Source organism: Rhizobacter sp. (assembly GCF_046595475.1).
Lineage (GTDB): Bacteria > Pseudomonadota > Gammaproteobacteria > Burkholderiales > Burkholderiaceae_C > Rhizobacter.
In genome coordinates this window covers 13,622-33,874 of sequence record NZ_JBKJOQ010000085.1, presented here as the reverse complement: position 1 = coordinate 33,874, position 20,253 = coordinate 13,622, and the positions used below count along the sequence as shown (strand labels likewise).

Below are 20,253 nucleotides of genomic sequence, written 5' to 3'. Positions count from 1 at the left end.
GCATCAGGCCCGAAGGCGCAAGCCCTCGGGCTTTTCTATGGCGTATCGACGGCCTTGTTGGCGCAATGTGCCACGACGGTGAGCCCGGCATCGATTGGCAGCCAGCGGGTCCGTGGCGAGCACTGGCCGGCCACACAGAGACGGTAGTCCGCGGTTTAGGGCGAGACCAGCACCAACGCCACGATGCCCGCAGCCGTTTTCCGTCTGGCGATGTACCTGCACGCGCAGTGGATGCCTCTGCCCCGGGAAACTCCCCTCCCTCCTGGCACAAAGCGCTATCGTTTGGCGCGAATTGCGACTACGCCGCCACGGCGCTTTGCTCGAAAATTTTCTGCATCAGCCGCACCGCCCCGCAGTGGCCGGGCGCTGATCGCCGAGAGCCTTTCTCGGTGAGATCACAACACCACAGGAGACAACGATGAAACTTTCCCGACGTGTGACACGTCGGCAGTGCTGCGCCGCCCCGGCCGGCCTCCCGCACGGCTTTGACCCAGACGCCGCTGCAGCCGAAATCTAGAGCCAGATCGTTTTTGTTCGAGCGCTTCGGGGCACTCGAGCGGATTCAATAAAACACAAACAACGTCAGTTCACTCTGCAGGAGACAAAAAATGAGACTTACCCAAGTCGTCGGATCGGCTTTGCTATGGGCGGCACGCTTTTCGGTCGCGGCATCCACCCTGCTCGCAGGGCATCAAGCGCTTGCCGCGAACAATCACCCCGTCGTGCTGGTGCACGGCTTTTTGGGATTTGGCCCCAATGAGCTACAGGGCACAGGCTTCAAATACTGGGGCGGTTTCAACGACGTTGAAGCCCACATGAAACTCCACAACGGCACGCACCAGGTCTTTACCGCGAGCGTCGGGCCTGTCAGTTCCAACTGGGATCGTGCAGTTGAGCTGTACTACCAAATCAAAGGGGGCTGTGCCGACTATGGCGCCAAGCACACCGCCCAGTACGCGGCATTCGGAGCCATACAAAAACCAGCGGGCAAATGCTGGGCTGCTGACGCCAACAACAACCCGAACCGCTATCCAGTAGCGCTTTACCCCGCATGGGACGCCAGCCATCCGATTCACCTGGTGTCGCACAGCCAAGGCGGGCAGACCATACGCACCTTGATCCAACTCATGGAAAACGGATCCCCCAATGGCGATGAGGGCGGTGCGGCTCTCTACGCCGGTGGCAAGAGCGGCTGGGTCACGTCCGCAACCACCATCTCGACGCCGAACAATGGCACCACGCTGACCAATGTGCTCAACAATTGGGCACCCAACGTTTTCGAGTTGGTCGGCAAACTGGTGGAAGTGGCGGGGCTGGGTGGCAGCACCAACCCGATCTTCAAATTCCGTCTGGAACAATTTGGCCTGGCACAGGGGCCGGCGGAGTCAATCTCTGATTTTAAAAGCCGCGCCCAAGGGGCTCCCTTTTGGTCGGCGGCCAACCATGACTCGGCACAGTGGGACCTCTCTCCAGATGGAGCCAAGGAACTCAACGGCTGGGTCAAAACTTCGCCCAATGTGTATTACTACTCCATCGGAAGCGTTGCCACTGAGAGGGGCAGCTTCTGTTGCAACAGCACCGATCGGGTGATTGCACCCTTCCAAAACAGCAGCTACCAGTACGCCCGCGACGACATGATCTTCTTCCTGAAGTTCACCGCCGGTGAATGGGTCGTGCCATCGATCCTCACGCGTGGCATGGGCTCATACACGCAATCGAATTCGAGTCGCGTGATCGTCGACAGCAACTGGTTCCGCAACGATGGCGTGGTCAACACCATCAGCATGAAATCGCCCACCGGTCAGCCGGTACGCAATTTTGACGGCACCTCTGTGCGCGGAACCTGGAACTACCTGGGCTACTACAACCAGTACGACCACTTTGACGTGCTCGGTTGGCTGCGGCCCACATCGGCGTTCTATCCGATATACGACAACGTTTCCAACATCGTGTTTGGCTTGTAACTATCAGCATCTGCGCGCCAAGAAGACACCACGTTGGCGCGTCAGGAGCACACGATGAAGATCTGGAAATGGACGGCATGGCTTGGCATGGCGATGCTGGTCATCGCCGTCCTTTTCGAGTGGTTGGAGGGCGCGCAACACCAGGACGCGACGCAAGGCCTTGGTGCCGCCCCCCTTCCCATTGCGCTCTTGCAATCGGCGGATCGCCCGGAAAAACCCGCTCAGCCCGCCCCACAGGCATCTGCATCGGGTGGTGAATTTCCGCAGCACAAAGAGTTTGCCTACGAGTCAATGGTCAAGGCGAGTGGCCTGACTCCGGCAATGATTGCCGCCACGGAAAGTGAAGTGCAATCAAAGCGCCAACAGGGTGCCAGCGATGACGATGTCTATCGCTATCGTGCGGCCGCGTACTCGGCAGAAAAGGCCGCGCTACTGGCAGAAATGGAACGAGCCGCGACAGGTTGGAATATTCGCGTGCAATCCTATTTGGCAGAGAAAAATCGGCTGTCGAACAGCAACGCCGCCGTCACCCCCGCCGATCAGTCAATCGCTTTGCAGCAGCTGCGCAACGGCCGATTTACACCGGAAGAGCAAGAATTGTTGATCGCCGGTGAGCCTTCATCAGGGCCGCAGCTGATCCTCCAGCCCGAATGAAAACTTGCGCCCGGGCTTTCTGAGGCCGCCAGACTCGCTTTCACTCTGCCGGCAGCCGTAGACGGCCCCGCCGATGGCCCGCCGCGGCAACTCGCATCAGGTGCCCTCCTCAGCACGGCCATGGGTTGAAAAATTATTGACCTGGAGAGATGCTGTGCACAAAACGAGTGCAAACCTGCTTGCTCAGGCAGGCAGGTGCGTGGACGATGCGGAGCATCTAGCAAGCTGATCTGGGGTCGAGCCTGAATACCAAACGAACGCGCCAGCGAGAGTTCCTGGATGAGATCAATCCGGTGGTGCTCGGGCGCCGTCGGTGGAACTGGTTGTGCGCGGTGCTGCTGCTGATGCTGGCATCAAGCGCCTGGGCTCTGGAAACGGTCAATATTCAGCAAGGCTTTGGCCACGTCGCGCTAGGCCCCCACTTTGAATATTTGAAAGACCCGGACAGGAGCTTCGAGCTGGCGGATGTACGTGCCACAAGTGCAGTATTTTCCGCAAATGACGACGAGATATTAAACCCGGGGTATACACGCGCAGGCTATTGGGTACGCTTTCGCCTTCGCAATACAGCACCCGAGCCGGTATCCATTTTTCTGAACTATCAAACACGGTTTGCCGACCATCTTCGTCTTTATTCGCCCGACGCGAACGGTACTTATTCCGTCATTCGATCGGGTCGAGAGATAGTACCCTCTGAGCGCCCCCTCGCCTCGCGCGAGTTTTTATTTCCAATCGAAATCCCCCCCGCCAGCGAGCAAACTTATTATTTCTATGCCGACAGCGCCGATACGCTGACCATACCGTTGCATCTGTTCGATGCCAAGGGGTTAAGCGCCTCTGATCTAACAGACCAATCATGGTTGATGTTTTACCAAGGGCTGATTTTCGCGATGACGCTTTTCAGCGTGTTCCTTCTCAATACACTGCGCAGCTGGGTTTACTTCTACTACATTCTCACCATTGCCTTGCACCATGGGCTTTTCTTCGCACTGTTCGATGGTCTTGGTTATACCTATTTCGGGCTCGAAAACCCCTGGTGGTCGCGTGAGTTTATATCGGTGCTGCTGAGCATCTCAATGGCACTGATGATTCAGTTCAGTCGCGCGCTGCTGGACATCCCAAATCAGTCCCCGCGACTGGACAAAGCGCTGGTGACGCTCATGGGCCTGGCGCTCATGACCGCGCTTCTTTCGATATTCGTCGATTACTACATCAGTATTCGGGTTGCCAACCCAATTGCTTCGCTTACCGCCACAATGCTGTGGGTTTCAGGTTGGATCATTTTAAGAAAGGGTAACCCCGCCGCCCGTTATTTCATGCTGGCATGGACCTTCATCATCGTCGGAGGCTTGGCCTACAGCCTGAAGTCATGGGGTTTTGCCCCGAGCAACTTTTTTACCGAATACGGATGGCAGGTGGGCTCGGGAATCGAAGCACTGCTGCTGTCCATGGCAATTGCCGCGCGCATCCAGGTTGAAGTGCGCCACCGGGAGCAATCGCAATTGGAAGCCCGCGCCGCCCAGGCAGATGCGCTGGAAATCCAGCGCCGCTCCAATGAGGCGCTGGAGCACCGGGTACAGCAGCGCACTGAAGAGCTTGAGATTGCCAACCGCAAGCTTCAAACCATGAGCATTACCGATGGCCTGACCGGGCTGCACAACAGGCGCCATTTCCAGCAAGCCCTCGAAACGGAGAGCCATCGCGCCCGCCGCGAAAAGGAAATGTTTGCTGTGATCATGCTCGATATCGACCACTTCAAGCAGTTCAATGATTCATACGGCCATCAGGTGGGCGATGCCTGTTTGCGCCAGGTGTCGCAAACCCTGAAAAGCCAACTCAAGCGCACCACTGACTGCCTCGCACGCTACGGTGGCGAGGAGTTCATCATCTTGTTGCCCCATGCCGATGCTTCAGGTGCCGAACAGGTGGGGCAGCGTATGCGCCAAAGCGTGGAAGCACTTGACTTCCTTGTAGAGGGCCAACGCGTGCCAATTACCGTCAGCGTCGGCGTTGCAATCGGGTTTCCATCAACAGAAGCCGATGCAGAGCGCCTGGTGCAGATCGCAGATGAAGCGCTTTACGAATCCAAACGCAACGGTCGCAATCGATTGACCCTGGTCGATCTTTCAAAAAGCGGCATGTGCGCCAAAGCCTGAGGGGTGTCGGGCACGCGCCACCCGCCAGGGTCGAAAGCTCGTCGTGCTTCGAAAGACTGCGGTAGGACAATGCCACCGTGACCTCCCGCCCTGCCGCCCAAGACACGATGTCGGATCGAAGCGCCGAAGAGCTGCGCTGGCTGCAAGCGGTTGAGAGCGCCCGCTTCGGGGTCTGGGATCTGGACCCCCTTCTCGAGCTGGTTCACTACTCACCGCAGTGGAAGGCGCACTTTGGTTTTCCACGCATTCATGAGCCCGACAGCACCGGCTTCTGGCGCTGCCGTGTGCACCCCGACGATCTGGAGCCCATGCAAGGCTCGCTGCGCTCGCACCTAGAGGGCGATGCTTCCAGTTATGAGATGCGCTTTCGCGTGCGCAGCAATGGTTCGGGCTATCGAACGGTGCTGTCGCGCGGGCGGGTCGCGGCGCGTGACGCTGCCGGCAATGCAACCCGGATGATCGGCACCATGGTCGATCTGACCGATCGACCCGTGGCTGGCGCACCGCACGGCCTCGCCACCGAAGACCCCGGGGACGTCATCAAGTCGGCCCACTTGCCTCTGCACGTGGCTCTCGCCATCGCATGCGCGCCCGCTGGCGCGGAGGGCTCGGCAGGTGAAAGCGCCGACACTGCGCACGAGGCGCGCAGGCTCATTGAGTTGATCAGCGACCTGCTCGACAGAGCCCTGCATGACAGCAGCGACACGCACCCAGCGGGGCCGCGCATGCGATGATCGTTTTCACATCCAACGAGAAACCTGACCAGCGACGCACCCTCGGCCAAGCGCCGTTCGCCCTGAGCCAAGCTCCGTTCGCCCTGAGGTATCGAAGGGCTGCGCAAGGCTTCGATACCTCAGCCCGAACGGTGGTGGGACAGAGCAGCTGAGCTTGTCACCCATCAGGACGAGAAATGAATGGTTCACGTCGGCGTCGTGCTCTCTGCTCCCTGGGTGGGAGCCTTCATCTGGACCTTTGTCGCAAGCGCGCTGCGCACTGAGGCCAAACGCCGCGGCTGCCAGCTTTCGTACATGGCGGCGGCTACGGGACCCGACCAGCTCGCCATGCTCAACGAGCTGCTCGACCTGGGCGTGAATGCGCTGATCTTCAGGCCCCAGTCCACCTCAGACCCCGCCCTGCCCCGTGTGCTCGACCGCGCGGCGGCTGCCGGCGTGCCCGTCGTCACCCTCGATTCCCCCATCGATCACCCGGCAGTGGTGAGCACCTTGCGGGCCGACAACGATCTCGCGCAAACGACGCTCACCCGGCTGGCCTTCGAGCGCCTCGGCCACGTCGGCAAGGTGGTCCACCTGCAGGGCGACCAGAGTTTCAGCGTGGGCGTGCTCCGCAGCAGCGCCTTTCACCGCCAGCTGGCCGCGCACACCAGCATCGAGCTCGTGCACGAGGTGATGCTCGACTGGATGTCCACGGGGCCGCGCATCCTGGCGGGTGCCGCCTGCATGCGCACCGTGTTCGACGCCGGCCTTCGCCCGGACGCCGTGATCGCGGCGAACGACGAAGCGGCCATCGGGGCGCTTCAAGTCATCGCACAGGAAGGGCTCACCGGCCAAGTCATCGTCACCGGCTTCGACGGCCTGCCCGAGGCCTTGCTGGCCATCCGTGACGGGGCCATGCTCGCCACCATCCGTCAGAGCCCGGAGCTGATCGCCGAGAAGTCTCTCGACGCGGCGCTTGCCGCCATCAACGGCCAAGGGGTGGGCAACCTGCTCAACCTCGACACCGAGCTCATCACCGCCGACAACGTGATGGCGACCGCCATCAAGTCGCTACGCCTGGTGCCTAACCTCATCGTCGACTTGAGCCTGGGCCAGCACGCGCAGCGCGAGCTGCAGCAAGCGGTGATCCAGAAACAAAGCAAGACCTTGAGCACCGTGGCGGCGGTGTCGAAGGTGTTCAGCCGCATCCGCGAACCGCAACAGATGATGCAGGGTCTGGTCGACATGCTGTGCGCCGACTTCGCACTGCTCAGTGCCTCGGCCTCGCCTGCACCCGACGAGCCGCTGTTCACGCCCTGCGCCGGCGCCAGCAATGTTGCGCTGTCGGCAGGCGAAGATGCGGCCCGGCTCACCCTGCCGCTGCGCTCGGGCGACAAACTGATGGGCGAGCTCGTGGTGCAGGGCGCCAAGGCCTTCGACCGCCAAACGGTTGAAATCCTTGAAGCCATTGCGCACCAGGGCGCGATCGCGCTGGAGAACGCCAGCCTCTATGCCCACACCGTGCGCCTGGCGCAAAGCGAGTTGCGCGAGACCGAGGCCAAGCTGCAGCACGCGCAGCGCGCGGAGTACCTCTCGTACCACGACGCCCTCACCGAGTTGCCCAACCGGCGCATGCTCAACAAGCTGCTCGAACAGGCCATCGTGCAGTCGCACCGCTACAAGCACACCCTGGCCGTGCTCTTCATCGACCTCGACCGCTTCAAGCAGGTCAACGACGCGATGGGCCACGAAGCCGGCGACAAACTGCTGAGAGAAGCCGCCCATCGCCTCAAAGGCAGCCTGCGCGACAGCGACACCGTGGCCCGGCTCGGTGGCGACGAATTCGTGGTGCTGCTGCCCGAGCTGAGCGACGACAAAGACCCGGCCACGGTGGCACAGAAGATCCTGAGCGCTGTCGCGCAGCCCTTTGTTTTGAGCGGCCAGGAGTTCAACGTGACCGCCAGCGTGGGCATCGCCATGTATCCCGAAGACGGGCTCGACGAACCCACGCTCACAAAAAACGCCGACATCGCGATGTACCACGCGAAGAAGCAGGGCAAGAACAACTTCCAGTTCTACTCGTCGCGCCTGAACACCAGCTCGCTGGAGCGGTTGGCGCTGGAGGCTGGGCTGCGCCACGCCCTCGGGCGCAACGAATTCCGCTTGCACTACCAGGCCAAGCGCGACACAGAGACCGAACGCATCAGCGGCATGGAAGTGCTGCTGCGCTGGCAACACCCCGACCTCGGGCTGGTGGCGCCGCTGCAGTTCCTGTCAGTGGCCGAGGAGACCGGGCTGATCGTGCCCATCGGCAGGTGGGTACTCAAGACCGCCTGCGCGCAAAACGTCGCCTGGCAACAGCAGGGCGCGCAGCCGCTGGTGATCTCGGTCAACCTCACGCCGGGCCAGTTTGCCCACGAGATGCTGGTGAGCGACCTGCTGGCCATACTGGCCGAGACGGGCATGAACCCACGCCTGCTCGAACTCGAGATCCATGAGACCACGCTGCTCAAGGACAACGTGCGCACGCTGGCGCTGCTCACGCAGCTCAAACAACATGGTGTGCGCATCGCGATCGACGACTTCGGCATGGGCTACTCGTCGCTCTCAACCCTGCAGCAGTTCCCGCTCGACACCATCAAGATCGACCGCTCGCTGATCCACCGCGTCTCGGGAGGGGCAGGCGACGAGCGCCTGGCCGACGCCATCATCGCGATGGGCCGCGCGCTCAGCATGACCATCGTCGCGCAGGGCGTGGAAACACGCGAGCAAGCCGAGTTTCTGCGCCAGCGCTCGTGCGACGAGTTTCAGGGCTTCTTCTTCAACCAGCCGGTGCCGCCCGAGCAGCTGACCGAGATTCTGAAGGCGCAGAAGCCCTGAAGCGTGTCACGCGGCGCCTGGGGGCCGCGGCGCGCGGCAGGCGCGGGCCCCAGTGCCCCCACCGAACCGCCTAAGCCGCGGCAGCATCAGTTGCAGTTCAGCCTGGCCAGCGCCTTGCCAGCCCCGGCCACGGCGGCCAGCTTTTGCTTCACGCAGGCCGGATCTTGCACCGCGTGGGCATAGGGGATGCCGATCGGAAAGGTGCCAGTACTCACCCAGTCGGTGGCGTCGCGCGTCGGGTGCGAGCTGCTCGCCGACCAGGTGATGCCGAAGCGGCTGAAGTCGGCCGGTGATTTGACGTTGTTGCCGCGCAGTTCCCAGTAGCCGATAGAGGAGCTGTCGCGCGAGGTGACGGGGTTCTGCGCGTTTTCGAAGTAGTTGCCTTCGATCAGCGAGAACCCCCCCATGCGGATGTTGGCACCCGAAGTCAGCACGCCGCTGTACAGATTGTTGTAGAGGTGGGTGTAGCCCCCGCGTTGCAGCGGCAAGCGCGATTTGACGTGCTCGTAGACGTTGTGGTGGAAGGTGACGAAGCGATCGCCGGCATCGGTGTCGCTGGAGCCGATCAGCCCGACCTTCTGATGGTCGTGAATGTGGTTGTAGGAGTAGGTGATGTGGTGAGCGCCAGCCTTGTCGTCGATGAGACCGTCGAATTCGAGGTCGCCGGCACCGGGACAGTCCCTGGCGCTGCTGAACAAGGAGTTGTGGTCGATCCAGATGTAGCCAGGGAACTTGCCGCTCTGCCCCTCGATGCCGATGGCGTCGATGGAGCCGGGCAACAGGCCGATGGTCATGTTGCGCACGATGACGTTGGCAGAGGCGCCTTTGATCGCAAGACCGAAGTTGGCGGCGGAGCCGTCGGTGCCCTCGATGGTGATATCGCCCTTTCCCTTGATCTCCACAATGGCGCCGGCGCCCTTCTTCCACTGCGCGCACGAGTCGCTGATGGAGGCGAAGTCGAACCTGCCGCTGTAGCGGATCACCAAGCCGCCATGGCCCGAGTAGGCATTGATGGCCGATTGCATCTGCGCCGCGGTCGAGACCGTCACCGGCCCGACACTGCCGCCACCCGTCACCAAACCTGCAAAGCCACCGGACTGGGTGTTCGGCTCAGGTGCAGGGGCCGGTGCCGCGACCGGCCCGACGGCACACTTCTCTTGGCGGTCGGGATTTGGGTTGGCATTGCTGAACGTGGCGCCCGTGCAGGCGACCGTACCGGACAGCGTCTTCAACACCCACTTGTCCCGCACACCAAAAGACACGCGCCGCGGCGTGTCGCCGACCTTGCAGCTCTTGCCTTCGTCAGCACACTTGGAGTACCCAGACGGCCAGTCCGCGGCGAGCGCTGGCGCGGCAGCAAACGCCATGGCCATAAGGGTCATTTGCAAGGAAATCACTATCGTCTTCATTCGGAGGCTTCCGTCGTGGGTTTGAAATGGGGTTGGGGCCAAACAGGCCGGCTCTGCAAAGAGCCCGGCACAGCCCGCTCGTGGTTGCACCATGGATCAATGAAGCGCGTGGCGAGTGGCGTCACGCGGCCGGTGTGCGCTCACCGGCACAGCAGACAAGAGACGTCACATCTTGCAGAGCCGCGTAGCGTACTTGGCGTCTGCAAAAACGACCAGCATTCCAATACCTTGAAACACTCGTTTCAGAGTTGAATCCTTGGCCCATCGCACTCTGCGCCCGACGGTGTCGATGGCGCCAGCCACCCAACCGCCGAACTGAGCTTCTGACCGCCGCCAGTTCTGCTCACGAGTACGGGACTGTGCGAAGAGCGTTCAACCAAGCGGTGCGGCACACTTCGTTCTTTCGCTTGCGTCACCTCAATCGCAACCGCCCTTCAGGAGCCCCATGTCGAGCACCCGACTAGCCCTCTTTACCGCCGCCCTGTGCGTGGCCAGCGCCGCCCATGCCCAGAAAGCGCCCCCCCTCAAGATCGGTTTCATGCTGCCTTACACCGGCACCTATGCCGCACTCGGCAACATGATCGAGAGCGGCTTCAAGCTCTATGTGCAAGAGCAAGGTGGCACCCTCGGCGGGCGCGAGCTGCAGTACTTCAAGGTCGATGACGAGTCTGAGCCTTCGAAGGCCACCGACAACGTCAACAAGCTGATCAAGCGCGACCAGGTCGACGTGCTGGTGGGCAGCGTGCACTCGGGCGTGGCGCTGGCCATGGCGCGCGCCGCGAAAGAAAGCAACACGCTCTTGATCGTGCCCAACGCCGGCGCCGACGCCATCACCGGCCCGCTGTGCTCGCCCAGCATCGTGCGCAGCTCGTTCTCGAACTGGCAGCCGGGCTACGCCACCGGCACCATCGCCGCCGGCAAAGGCTACAAGCGCGCCATGACCATCACCTGGAACTACGCGGCCGGCGCCGAGACGGTGAAGGGCTTCACCGAGGCCTTCGAGAAGGGCGGCGGCAAGGTGCTGAAAGACCTGACCGTGCCTTTCCCCAACGTCGAGTTCCAGGCGCTGCTGACCGAGGTCGCAGCGCAGAAACCCGAGGTGGTGTTCGCCTTCTTTGCCGGGGGTGGCGCGGTGAAGTTCGTCAAGGACTATGCCGCCGCGGGTCTGAACAAGACCGTGCCGCTGGTGGCCTCAGGCTTCCTCACCGACGGCACCATCGAAGCGCAGGGCGAGGCGGCACAAGGCATCCTCACGGGCCTGCATTACGCCGACAACCTCGACACGCCACGCAACAATGCTTTCCGCAAAAGCTTTGCGCTGGCCTACAAGGCCAATGCCGACGTGTACGCGGTGCAAGGCTACGACGCGGCGCAAATCCTCGGTGCTGGCCTCACGGCGGTCAAGGGCGACTTCAGCCAACGCGCGGCGCTCACCGCTGCCATGCGCAAGACCACGGTCGACAGCCCGCGCGGCAAGTTCACCCTCTCAGCGGCCGGCAACCCGGTGCAAGACATGTACCTGCGTGAGGTGAAAGGCAAAAACAACGAATCGCGCGGCATAGCGGTGAAGGCACTGGCCGACCCGGCTCGCGGTTGCAAGCTGTGACGGCCCACTGACGCTGTGCCGCGATCGCCTGACGCGCGTGCTGGCAGCAGGCCAACGCTGGCGATTCTGCTGCTTGCGAGCGTGCTGCTGCCGGCGGCCGCGATGGCAGCCGACGCGCTGGTCGCCGAGCTCGATCAGCGCTGGGCTGCCGATGGCGTGGAGAAGGTCAACGCCTACCTGATCGCCCACGAGGCGGCGGCCCTGAACCCGCTGAGGCACAGCACGGCCCGCTGCGAGCTGGGGGCCGTCAGCCTCTCGGTGCGGCTGGCCCGCGGTGACGACCGCAGGGCCACCGACGCGCACGCAGAGTCGCTGCGCATCGCGCTCGGCCGCTGCACCGGCTTCGTCCTGGCGCTGCTGGCGCTTCACGAAGTGCCGCGCTTTTGTTCATCCAGCGCCTCCTGGACCATCATGCAGACCGTCAGAGAGCTGCGACGGCGCATGCGCAGCATCGAGGCCGACGCGGTGCTGCGCGCGAGCCCCCGTGGCAAGGCCTGCAGCGCCGCCTACCTGCACGAGCTGCAGACCACCCGCGTGGGCTTGCGCGCCGGGCCTGCGGCCAAGTAATCCAGCCGCGGCCCTCAGAAGTCCCGCACGTCGGCCACCGGCTGGCTGCCGAAGTCGTCGCGTGCCAGCACCTTCAGCACCTTGGTGGCCGCTTGCCCGGGCGAGTCGAGCTGGCCGCCGGTCTTGAGGCTGACAAAACGTTCACGCGCGGGGAACTGCACCGGGTCGGCCGCGCGCAGCTGCACCTGCATGTCGGTGTCGATCACACCAGGGGCGAGCGACACGATGCGCGCGCCATTCGGGCGCTCGGCTTCTTCCAGCGCCACGGCGCGTGCCAAATGGTCCATGCCGGCCTTGGCGGCGCAGTAAGAGGCACTGCCCGCCATTGCGTGCCGGCCCAGGCCCGACGAGATCAGCAAGACCTTGCGCGGCACAGCCCAGCCGGTGGTGGCTCGCAGAAAAGCGGCGGTCAGCAGCAGCGGCGCCTCCAGCCCCACGCGCAGTGCGTTCGACAGGTCTGCGCTGGTGCCGCCCGACAGCGGCGCCAGTTGCGACACCACGCCCGCGTTGTTGATCAGCGTGGCCGAAGCCCAGGGCTTGGCGCCGGGGCCGGCCAGCCAGTCGGCCAGATGGCGCGCCGCCGACTGTGGCTCGGACAGGTCGAGCGACCAGGCCAGCAGCTCGCCGCCAGTCGGCACTTGCAGCTCGGTGGGCTGGCGGGCGATGGCGACGACGGCATGGCCCTGCGCCAGCAGCTGGGCGCACATGGCGAGCCCCAGACCGCGTGACGCGCCGGTGACGATGGTGAGGTGTTTGTTCATGGCTGCACTCTAGTACCGACTCGCCTGCCCCTTTAGAACAGGGGTTCAACCCACCCCGAACAAACCCGAAGCCGGCATTCATTTGTTGACAGCTCCCCGTGTCTCGTCATAAAACAAACATTCTGTTGATTAAATAAATAGAACAAACGTTTCACAACGATTCCAAAGATGCACCCGAGCGCCGCTCACGGCTGAGCGCACGCCCAGGGGCCGCCCCCAGGAGACATACAAATGAAGACTTTCGTTGGCACCCACCTGCGCAGCTGCGCGCGTCGTGGCACCGCCCTGTTCACCGCCCTCGCGCTGGCCGCGTGCGGCGGCGGCGGCGGCTCAGACAACAACAACAACAACAGCGCAGCCGCGCCGCCCGCCAGCAGCGACGGCGCCACGCGAGAGCGTGCAATGGCCATCGCCGCGCCGGGTGCGAGCACCTGGTCGCCGCTGATCAACCTGTCGCTGGTGCCTTCGTCGTCGGCCAACCTGCCCAACGGCAAGATCCTGTTCTGGTCGTCGGCCGACCGCTTCTCAGACGGCGCACCCAGCGGCAGCACCTACACCACGCTGTTCGACCCGGCCACGCAGACGGCCACCGAAACGCTGGTCACCAACACCGGCCACGACATGTTCTGCACAGGCACCACCAACCTGCCCGATGGCCGCATCCTGGCCAATGGTGGCAAGGATGCCGGCAAGACCAGCATCTACGATCCGGTGAGCAACAGCTGGTCGACCGGCGCGCAGATGAACGTCGCCCGCGGCTACAACGCCAACACCTTGATGCCCGACGGCTCGGTGCTCACGCTCGGCGGCTCGTGGAGCGGCGGCCTGGGCGGCAAACACGGTGAGCTGTGGACGGCCGCTGGCGGCTGGAGGCGGCTCAACGGCGTGCCGGTCGACAGCACCCAGGCCCCTGACCCTCAGGGTTTGTTCCGTGCCGACAACCACATGTGGTTGTTCCCCGCGCCCAATGGCAAGGTGCTGCAGGCCGGCCCAAGCGCCAACATGAACTGGATCGACACGCAAGGCAACGGCAGCATCGTGCCGGCCGGCACGCGCGGCGACGACGCCTACAGCCAAAGCGGCAACGCGGTGACGTATGACATCGGCAAAGTGCTCAAGGTCGGCGGCGCGCCGGCTTACCAAGGCAGCAACGCCACCAAGAACAGCTACGTGATCGACATGAACGCCGGCGTGTCGGTGCGCAAGGTGGCCCCGATGGCCTTTGCGCGCATCTTCAGCAGCGGCGTTGCGCTGCCCAATGGCCAGGTGATCATCATTGGCGGCCACACACTGGGCAACCCCTTCTCCGACGACAACTCGGTGCTGGTGCCCGAGCTGTGGGACCCGACCACCGAAACCTTCACGCAATTGCCTCCGATTGCCGCGCCGCGCAACTACCACAGCGTGGCGCTGCTCATGCCCGATGGGCGCGTGATGTCGGGCGGCGGCGGCTTGTGCGGCGGTTGCGCCACCAACCACCCCAACGTGCAGATCCTCACCCCGCACTACCTGATCAACTCTGACGGCACGCCGGCCACACGGCCGGTGCTCAACACCGTGCCCACCACGGCCACGCACGGCACCAGCATCGCGGTGACCACCAACTCGGCCGTCACCTCGTTCGCGCTGATGCGCCTGGGCTCCAACACCCACACGATCAACAACGACCAGCGGCGCATTCCGCTGCAGTTCACCAGCACCGGAACCAACGCCTACTCGCTCAGCATCCCCGGCAACCCGCACGTCACGCTGCCGGGCTACTACATGCTGTTCGCGATCAACGCGGGCGGCACACCCTCAGTGTCGAAGACGCTGCGCATCTCAGGTGATGCCGCGCCCAAGCTCACCAACCCAGGCAGCCAGAACAGCAGCACCGGCAATGCCGTCACGCTCAACCTCGCGGCCACCACACCGAGTGGCACGCTGAGCTTTGCCGCCACCGGCCTGCCACCTGGCCTGAGCATCAACACCAGCAGCGGCGCCATCACCGGCACACCCACCACGGCGGGCCAGCATGTGGTCACGCTGTCGGCCACCAACAACGTGGCCACCACCAGCACCAACGTGGCCTGGAACGTGGTGATCCCGTCCATCGCCGCCTCGTGGGTGCGGCTCGAAGCCGTGTCTGAAACCAATGGCCAGCCCTGGACCTCGATGGCTGAGTTCAACCTGCTGGACCGCAGCGGCGCCACCATCAGCAGAAGCGGCTGGCAAGTGCAGGTCGACAGCCAAGAGGCTGCTTCGGGCAACAACTCGGCAGCCGCCGCCATCGATGGCGACGCCGCCACCTACTGGCACACGCAGTACACCGGCACCACCGCGCCGATGCCGCACCGCTACACCATCAACCTCGGTGGGCCGCGCACCTTCGGCGGCTTCAGGTACCTGCCGCGGCCAGCGGCGAGCGGCCTGAACGGCGTGATCGCGGGCTGGAATTTCTACACCAGCAACGACGGCAGCAACTGGACGCTGGTCAAGCAAGGCAACTTCAACGACTTCGCCGACCGCTCGGCCGAGAAGACGGAAATGATCAACCGCCCGCCCACCGTGCTGGGCGTGGCCAACCGCAGCAACACGGTGGGGCAGACGGTCTCGTTCGGCATCAGCGCCGGCGACCCCGATGGCGACACCCTGAGCTACAGCGCCAGCGGCCTGCCGACCGGCCTTGCGATCAACACCGCTTCGGGCCTGATCAGCGGCACGGTGACGACAGCCGGCACCTTCAACGTGACGGTGACGGCCAACGACGGCCGCAGCGGCACCTCGAGCGTGAACTTCAGCTGGGCCGTCAGCGCCTCGGCCCTGGTGGTCGACCCGGTGCTCGCACCACCGGTGGTGAGCGGCAACAACGCCAACTTCAGCGTGGCCTCCAACGGCGGCACCGGCACGCGCTACCGCTGGAACTTCGGTGACGGCACGGCCACCACCGCCTACTCCACCGCCACCACCATCAGCCATGCCTATGCCACGCCGGGCCACTACACGGTGACGGTGACAGCCATCGACGCGAACGGCGTGACCAAGGACCTGGTGTTCACTCAGGCGGTGTATGCCACACCTACGGCGGCCAAGCCCACACAGTCGTCCACGCTCGCCGTCGAAGCCGCGGCCACGCCGCGCGTGTGGCTGGTGAACCAGGACAACGACAGCGTGAGCGTGTTCAATGGCAGCACCAACGCCAAGGTGGCCGAGATCAACGTCGGCATCGCACCGCGCAGCGTGGCCATCGCACCTGATGGCCGCGTGTGGGTCACCAACAAGAGTGACGCCAGCATCAGCATCATCAGCCCGAGCACGCTCGCGGTGGTGCAGACGCTGGCCCTGCCACGCGCCTCCATGCCCTACGGCATCGCCTTTGCGCCGGACGGCAGCGCGGCCTATGTGGCGCTCGAAGCCACGGGCACCCTGCTCAAGCTGAACGCGAGCACCGGCGCCACGCTGGGCTCGGTGTCGGTGGGGACCAACCCGCGGCACCTGTCGATCCCCGCCGCGAGCAACCGCGTGCTGGTGTCGCGCTTCATCTCGCCAACGCAACCCGGTGAAGCCACCGCCGCCGTCCAGACGCAAGTGGGCGGCGTGAACCGTGGCGGCGAAGTGGTGGTGGTCACATCGGCCATGGCCATCGAGCGCACCGTGGTGCTGCGCCACAGCGACAAGTTCGACGGCTCCATCCAGGGCCGTGGCCTGCCCAACTACCTGCATGCGGCAACCATCTCGCCGGATGGCGCCAGCGCCTGGGTGCCCTCGAAGCAGGACAACCTGCTGCGCGGCACCCTGCGTGATGGCAACGCCCTCGACTTCCAGAACACGGTGCGCGCAATCAGCTCGCGCATCGACCTTGGGGCATTCACCGAGGACTACGCCTCCCGCATCGACCACGACAACTCCAGCCTCGCCAGCGGCGCCGTGTACCACCCGACCGGGGCTTATCTCTTCGTGGCGCTGGAAACCAGCCGCCAGGTGGCGGTGGTCAACCCCTACGGCCACTTCGAGATGCTGCGCATCGACACCGGCCGCGCACCCGATGCGGTGGCGGTGTCGCCTGACGGCTTGAAGCTCTACGTCAACAACTTCATGGACCGCACGCTGGGCATCTACGACCTGCGCCGCCTCGTCAACTATGGCGAGAGCACGGTGCCGGCGTTCGCCTCGCCCAACGCGGTAACCACCGAGAAGCTGGCCACCAACGTGCTCATCGGCAAGCAGTTTTTCTACGACGCACGTGACCCGCGCTTGTCACGCGACTCGTACATGAGCTGCGCCTCGTGCCACAACGACGGCGGGCAAGACGGCCGCACCTGGGACCTGACCGGCCTGGGCGAAGGCCTGCGCAACACCATCAACCTGCGCGGCCGCGCCGGGGCGCAGGGCTTCAAGCACTGGAGCGCCAACTTCGACGAGACGCAAGACTTCGAAGGCCAGATCCGCACGCTGGCCGGTGGCCGCGGGCTGATGACCGATGCGCAGTTCAACACCGGCACGCGCTCGCAACCGCTGGGCGACGCCAAGGCCGGCGTGAGTGCCGACCTCGACTCGCTGGCCGCCTACCTTGCCTCGCTGAACCAGTTCGCACTGAGCCCGCTGCGCAACACCGACGGCAGCCTGACGGCATCGGCGACTGCCGGTCGCACGGTGTTCATCAACAACTGCGTCTCTTGCCACTCGGGCACGGCCTTCACCGAGAGCGGTGCGGCCACGCTGCGCAACATAGGCACCTTGAAGTCCAGCAGCGGACAGCGCTCGGGCGCACCCCTGAGCGGCATCGACACGCCGACCCTGCGCGACGTGTGGGCCACCGCGCCCTACCTGCACGACGGCTCGGCCGCCACGCTGGGAGATGCGGTGCGGGCCCACAACGTCTTCACGCTCAGCGCCACGCAGGTGAATGACGTGGTGGCCTATGTGTCGCAGATCGGGCGTGAAGAGACGGCCTCGCCGGCGCCTGCGCTGGTGTTAAGCGGCCTCACCGTGGCCGACACGGCGAATGCAGCCGACTGGTCTGTCCAGAGTAATTTGCAAGTCGGCAACCTTCAGTTCGGTGACCGCACCTTCACCTGGACGACGGTGCCCTCGCAGGTGGCGGGCTCGGCGTGGATACGCACGGCGAATGATTCGAAGGGCTTTGCCGGCAACCCGACCGTGACCTTCACCCTCAACCGCTCGGCGGATGTGTACGTGGCCATAGACGACCGCATCGGCGCGCCCTTTGGCTGGATGACCGCGGGCTGGGCGTCGACCGGCATCAAACTGGTGAACAACGAAGGCACACCGCGTGCGCTGACGCTGTACCGCAAGAACTTCCCCGCAGGCGCGGTAAGCCTGGGCGGTGCAGCCACTGGGAACAACATGTACAGCGTGATCGTGAAGTGAGGGAGCGGGCAGCGTGAGGGCAGCCCGGCGGGTTCTGATGTGGGTGAGCAGCGCCGCCATGGCGGCGCTGCTCACCCCGCCCGCGGCCACCGCGCCGAACGAGACGGCCGTGCAACGCGGCTTGCAGCTGTACGCCGGCGCGGCGCCGCTGCAAGGCGCCATCACGGGCCACGGCATGCCGCTGCCGCCGTCGGCCACGCGCTGCATCAACTGCCATTCCATCGGCACGGCGCGGCCGGTCAAGGCGGTGTCTGCGCCGTCATCCGCGCCAAGCTCGTTCGGCCCCCTGCTCACGCGCGGGCAGCTCACGAAGCGCATCGAGCGCCGCGGCGGGCCGCCTTCCGCCTACGACGAAACCACGTTCTGCCGCCTGCTGCGCACCGGCATCGACCCGGCCCACGTGCTGATCCCGCGCGAGATGCCGCGCTACACCCTGCCCGATGCCGATTGCCACGGCCTCTGGCAATACCTGACGAGCCTGCCCTGAGGAGCGCCCCATGTCTGTCGTTCACAACCCCCTGCTGCGCCGCCGCCTGATCCTTGCGCTGGGCGCAGCCGCGCTGCTGCGCCACGAGCGCGGCAACTCACACGGCACGTTTGGCCCGGTGCGCCCGGAGCAGCCCGCGCCTGCCCTGCAACTGACCGGCATGGATGGCAAGGGCACCGACCTGGCCAGCACACTGAAGGGCCAGGTGACCGCACTGCAGCTGATCTACACCGGCTGCAGCGCCACCTGCCCCATCCAGGGCGCCGTGTTCGCGCAGACGCAAACGCTGCTGGCGAGCGAGGGCAGCGGCATTCGCCTGCTGTCGGTGTCGATCGACCCGCTGGGCGACGACGTCAAGGCCCTGCGCGCCTGGCTCGCCCGCTATGGCGCGCAGCCGCAGCGCTGGACGGCCGCGCTGCCGCCGCTGAAGCAGGTCGACCCTCTGCTCGACTTTCTGGGTGGCCGCGCGGCGGGGGTCGACAGCCACACCGCGCAGGCCTACGTTTTCGATCGGCGTGCGCGCCTCGTGTACCGCACCGAAGAGATGCCCGCGCCTCAGGCGCTGGCCAGCCTGCTGCACAGCGTGAGCGCACGCGGCTAAGCCGCGCAAAGCTCGGGGTGTAGAGGCGTGACGGTGACAAGAAAGTTTGGCGGGGGGCAACGGAGACGATGGGCTCCTCTTCACCCAGCTGCGACCGTGTACGTCGCCAAGTCTGCGCGCACGCCCAAACTGGCCATGAAGGTCGCCGCGTCGAAGCCCTCTCGGGCGTAGTGCGCCTGCATGAACGATTTGGCCTCGGCCATTGCTGCCTGAGTGGCCCATTCGACAACGGTCACCACATTGAACTCGCCGGGGCCGGCAGTCTGGGTCAGGATGAGGTTTTGCTTGCAACCAGACAGCGTGTCGAGGACACGCTGCACTCGCTGCAACTGGGCCAAGAAAGCCGATGCGGCTGCCGTGGGCACGGCAAACCTGTCAACGCGGAATGCCGAGGCCTGGGGAGCGGTTGATGCAGTGGTAGGCATTGTGGATGGGTCTCAAAGTCAAACGCGACAAGCGCGTCACAACCAAACTCTAAAACCTCAAGTAAAGTTGAGGTCAAGAGGTGTGACATGAAACAGACTTTTGAAGAAGCCGGCATCCCGCTCGCATTGAGCGTCGGCGAAGTGGCCCAACGCAGCGGCGTGCCGGTGTCGACCCTGCACTTCTATGAATCCAAGGGGTTGATCACAAGTCAGCGAACGGAGGGAAATCAGCGACGCTATGCCCGCGACGTGCTGCGTCGCGTAGCCTTCATTCGCGTAGCGCAGCGTGTTGGCATTGCACTGACAGATATCGCGACTGCATTGGCCGCATTGCCCGCGGGACGCACCCCAACTCGCGAGGATTGGTCGCGGTTGTCCGCCGCCTGGCGCGCCGTTCTGAATGAACGCATCACCCAGCTGAGAAAACTGCGAGATGCGCTCGATGACTGCATTGGGTGCGGATGCCTGTCGATCGATCGCTGCCGACTGCGCAACCCCTTTGACAAACTGGCGGTGAAAGGGCCAGGGGCTCAGCGCTTGTGGGTGAGAACTGTTAAACCGGAGCCCGCGAGCACACCTGAACGTACCCCCGGTGTTGGCGCTGACAGAGCAAATCGCCGATCGTCCCGGCAATGAGAACTCGCAGGCGCCTTCATGACT

At 64.3% G+C, this 20,253-nt stretch carries 14 protein-coding genes; 11 read left to right on the top strand and 3 right to left on the bottom strand.

All coding sequences use genetic code 11. The features are described 5' to 3' along the window. The first annotated feature begins 608 nt into the window (after positions 1-608). From AC30QB_RS15125 to AC30QB_RS15105, 5 genes are all read left to right on the top strand, one after another. Complete coding sequence (locus tag AC30QB_RS15125; RefSeq protein WP_489547065.1) at positions 609-1,964, top strand: esterase/lipase family protein; 1,356 nt, start codon at positions 609-611, stop codon at positions 1,962-1,964. Positions 1,965-2,018: 54 nt separating this feature from the next. Next, positions 2,019-2,618 (top strand): lipase secretion chaperone, encoded by a 600-nt coding sequence (locus AC30QB_RS15120; protein ID WP_489547064.1) that lies wholly within the window; start codon positions 2,019-2,021, stop codon positions 2,616-2,618. A gap of 332 nt (positions 2,619-2,950) precedes the next feature. Then, on the top strand, positions 2,951-4,774 hold the full coding sequence (locus AC30QB_RS15115) for a sensor domain-containing diguanylate cyclase (RefSeq protein ID WP_489547063.1): 1,824 nt from the start codon (positions 2,951-2,953) through the stop codon (positions 4,772-4,774). Positions 4,775-4,851: 77 nt separating this feature from the next. Continuing rightward, on the top strand, positions 4,852-5,508 hold the full coding sequence (locus AC30QB_RS15110; RefSeq protein WP_489547062.1) for a PAS domain-containing protein: 657 nt from the start codon (positions 4,852-4,854) through the stop codon (positions 5,506-5,508). 180 nt (positions 5,509-5,688) lie between these two features. After that, entirely contained in the window at positions 5,689-8,367 is a 2,679-nt protein-coding gene (locus AC30QB_RS15105; protein WP_489547061.1) for an EAL domain-containing protein, read from the top strand. 86 nt (positions 8,368-8,453) lie between these two features. Here the strand turns inward: AC30QB_RS15105 and AC30QB_RS15100 are convergent, their stop codons facing one another. After that, positions 8,454-9,749: a pectate lyase family protein gene (locus AC30QB_RS15100; RefSeq protein WP_489547078.1), complete on the bottom strand. Its 1,296-nt coding sequence runs from the start codon at positions 9,747-9,749 to the stop codon at positions 8,454-8,456. Positions 9,750-10,221: 472 nt separating this feature from the next. Between AC30QB_RS15100 and AC30QB_RS15095 the strand changes: the two genes are divergently transcribed. Together AC30QB_RS15095 and AC30QB_RS15090 are read left to right on the top strand one after the other, a co-directional pair. After that, positions 10,222-11,382: an ABC transporter substrate-binding protein gene (locus AC30QB_RS15095; protein ID WP_489547060.1), complete on the top strand. Its 1,161-nt coding sequence runs from the start codon at positions 10,222-10,224 to the stop codon at positions 11,380-11,382. A gap of 15 nt (positions 11,383-11,397) precedes the next feature. After that, the gene (locus AC30QB_RS15090) at positions 11,398-11,949 is read left to right on the top strand and encodes a hypothetical protein (protein ID WP_489547059.1); all 552 of its coding nucleotides are present in this window, start codon (positions 11,398-11,400) and stop codon (positions 11,947-11,949) included. A gap of 14 nt (positions 11,950-11,963) precedes the next feature. On the opposite strand, the gene AC30QB_RS15085 is transcribed toward AC30QB_RS15090, so the two are convergent. Then, entirely contained in the window at positions 11,964-12,710 is a 747-nt protein-coding gene (locus AC30QB_RS15085) for an SDR family NAD(P)-dependent oxidoreductase (RefSeq protein ID WP_489547058.1), read from the bottom strand. Between the two features lie 231 nt (positions 12,711-12,941). On the opposite strand from AC30QB_RS15085, the gene AC30QB_RS15080 reads away from it, so the two are divergent. Genes AC30QB_RS15080 through AC30QB_RS15070 form a run of 3 tightly spaced genes read left to right on the top strand, consistent with a single transcriptional unit; the run spans position 12,942 to position 19,168 of the window. Next, the gene (locus AC30QB_RS15080) at positions 12,942-18,080 is read left to right on the top strand and encodes a putative Ig domain-containing protein (RefSeq protein WP_489547057.1); all 5,139 of its coding nucleotides are present in this window, start codon (positions 12,942-12,944) and stop codon (positions 18,078-18,080) included. 37 nt (positions 18,081-18,117) lie between these two features. Beyond that, the gene (locus tag AC30QB_RS15075) at positions 18,118-18,567 is read left to right on the top strand and encodes a hypothetical protein (protein WP_489547056.1); all 450 of its coding nucleotides are present in this window, start codon (positions 18,118-18,120) and stop codon (positions 18,565-18,567) included. Between the two features lie 10 nt (positions 18,568-18,577). After that, positions 18,578-19,168, top strand: a complete 591-nt coding sequence (locus tag AC30QB_RS15070) for an SCO family protein (RefSeq protein ID WP_489547055.1) — start codon at positions 18,578-18,580, stop codon at positions 19,166-19,168. Between the two features lie 80 nt (positions 19,169-19,248). On the opposite strand, the gene AC30QB_RS15065 is transcribed toward AC30QB_RS15070, so the two are convergent. Next, positions 19,249-19,593 (bottom strand): antibiotic biosynthesis monooxygenase family protein, encoded by a 345-nt coding sequence (locus AC30QB_RS15065; RefSeq protein WP_489547054.1) that lies wholly within the window; start codon positions 19,591-19,593, stop codon positions 19,249-19,251. 87 nt (positions 19,594-19,680) lie between these two features. On the opposite strand from AC30QB_RS15065, the gene soxR reads away from it, so the two are divergent. Continuing rightward, complete coding sequence (gene soxR / locus AC30QB_RS15060) at positions 19,681-20,229, top strand: redox-sensitive transcriptional activator SoxR (RefSeq protein ID WP_489547053.1); 549 nt, start codon at positions 19,681-19,683, stop codon at positions 20,227-20,229. Positions 20,230-20,253 lie beyond the last annotated feature (24 nt).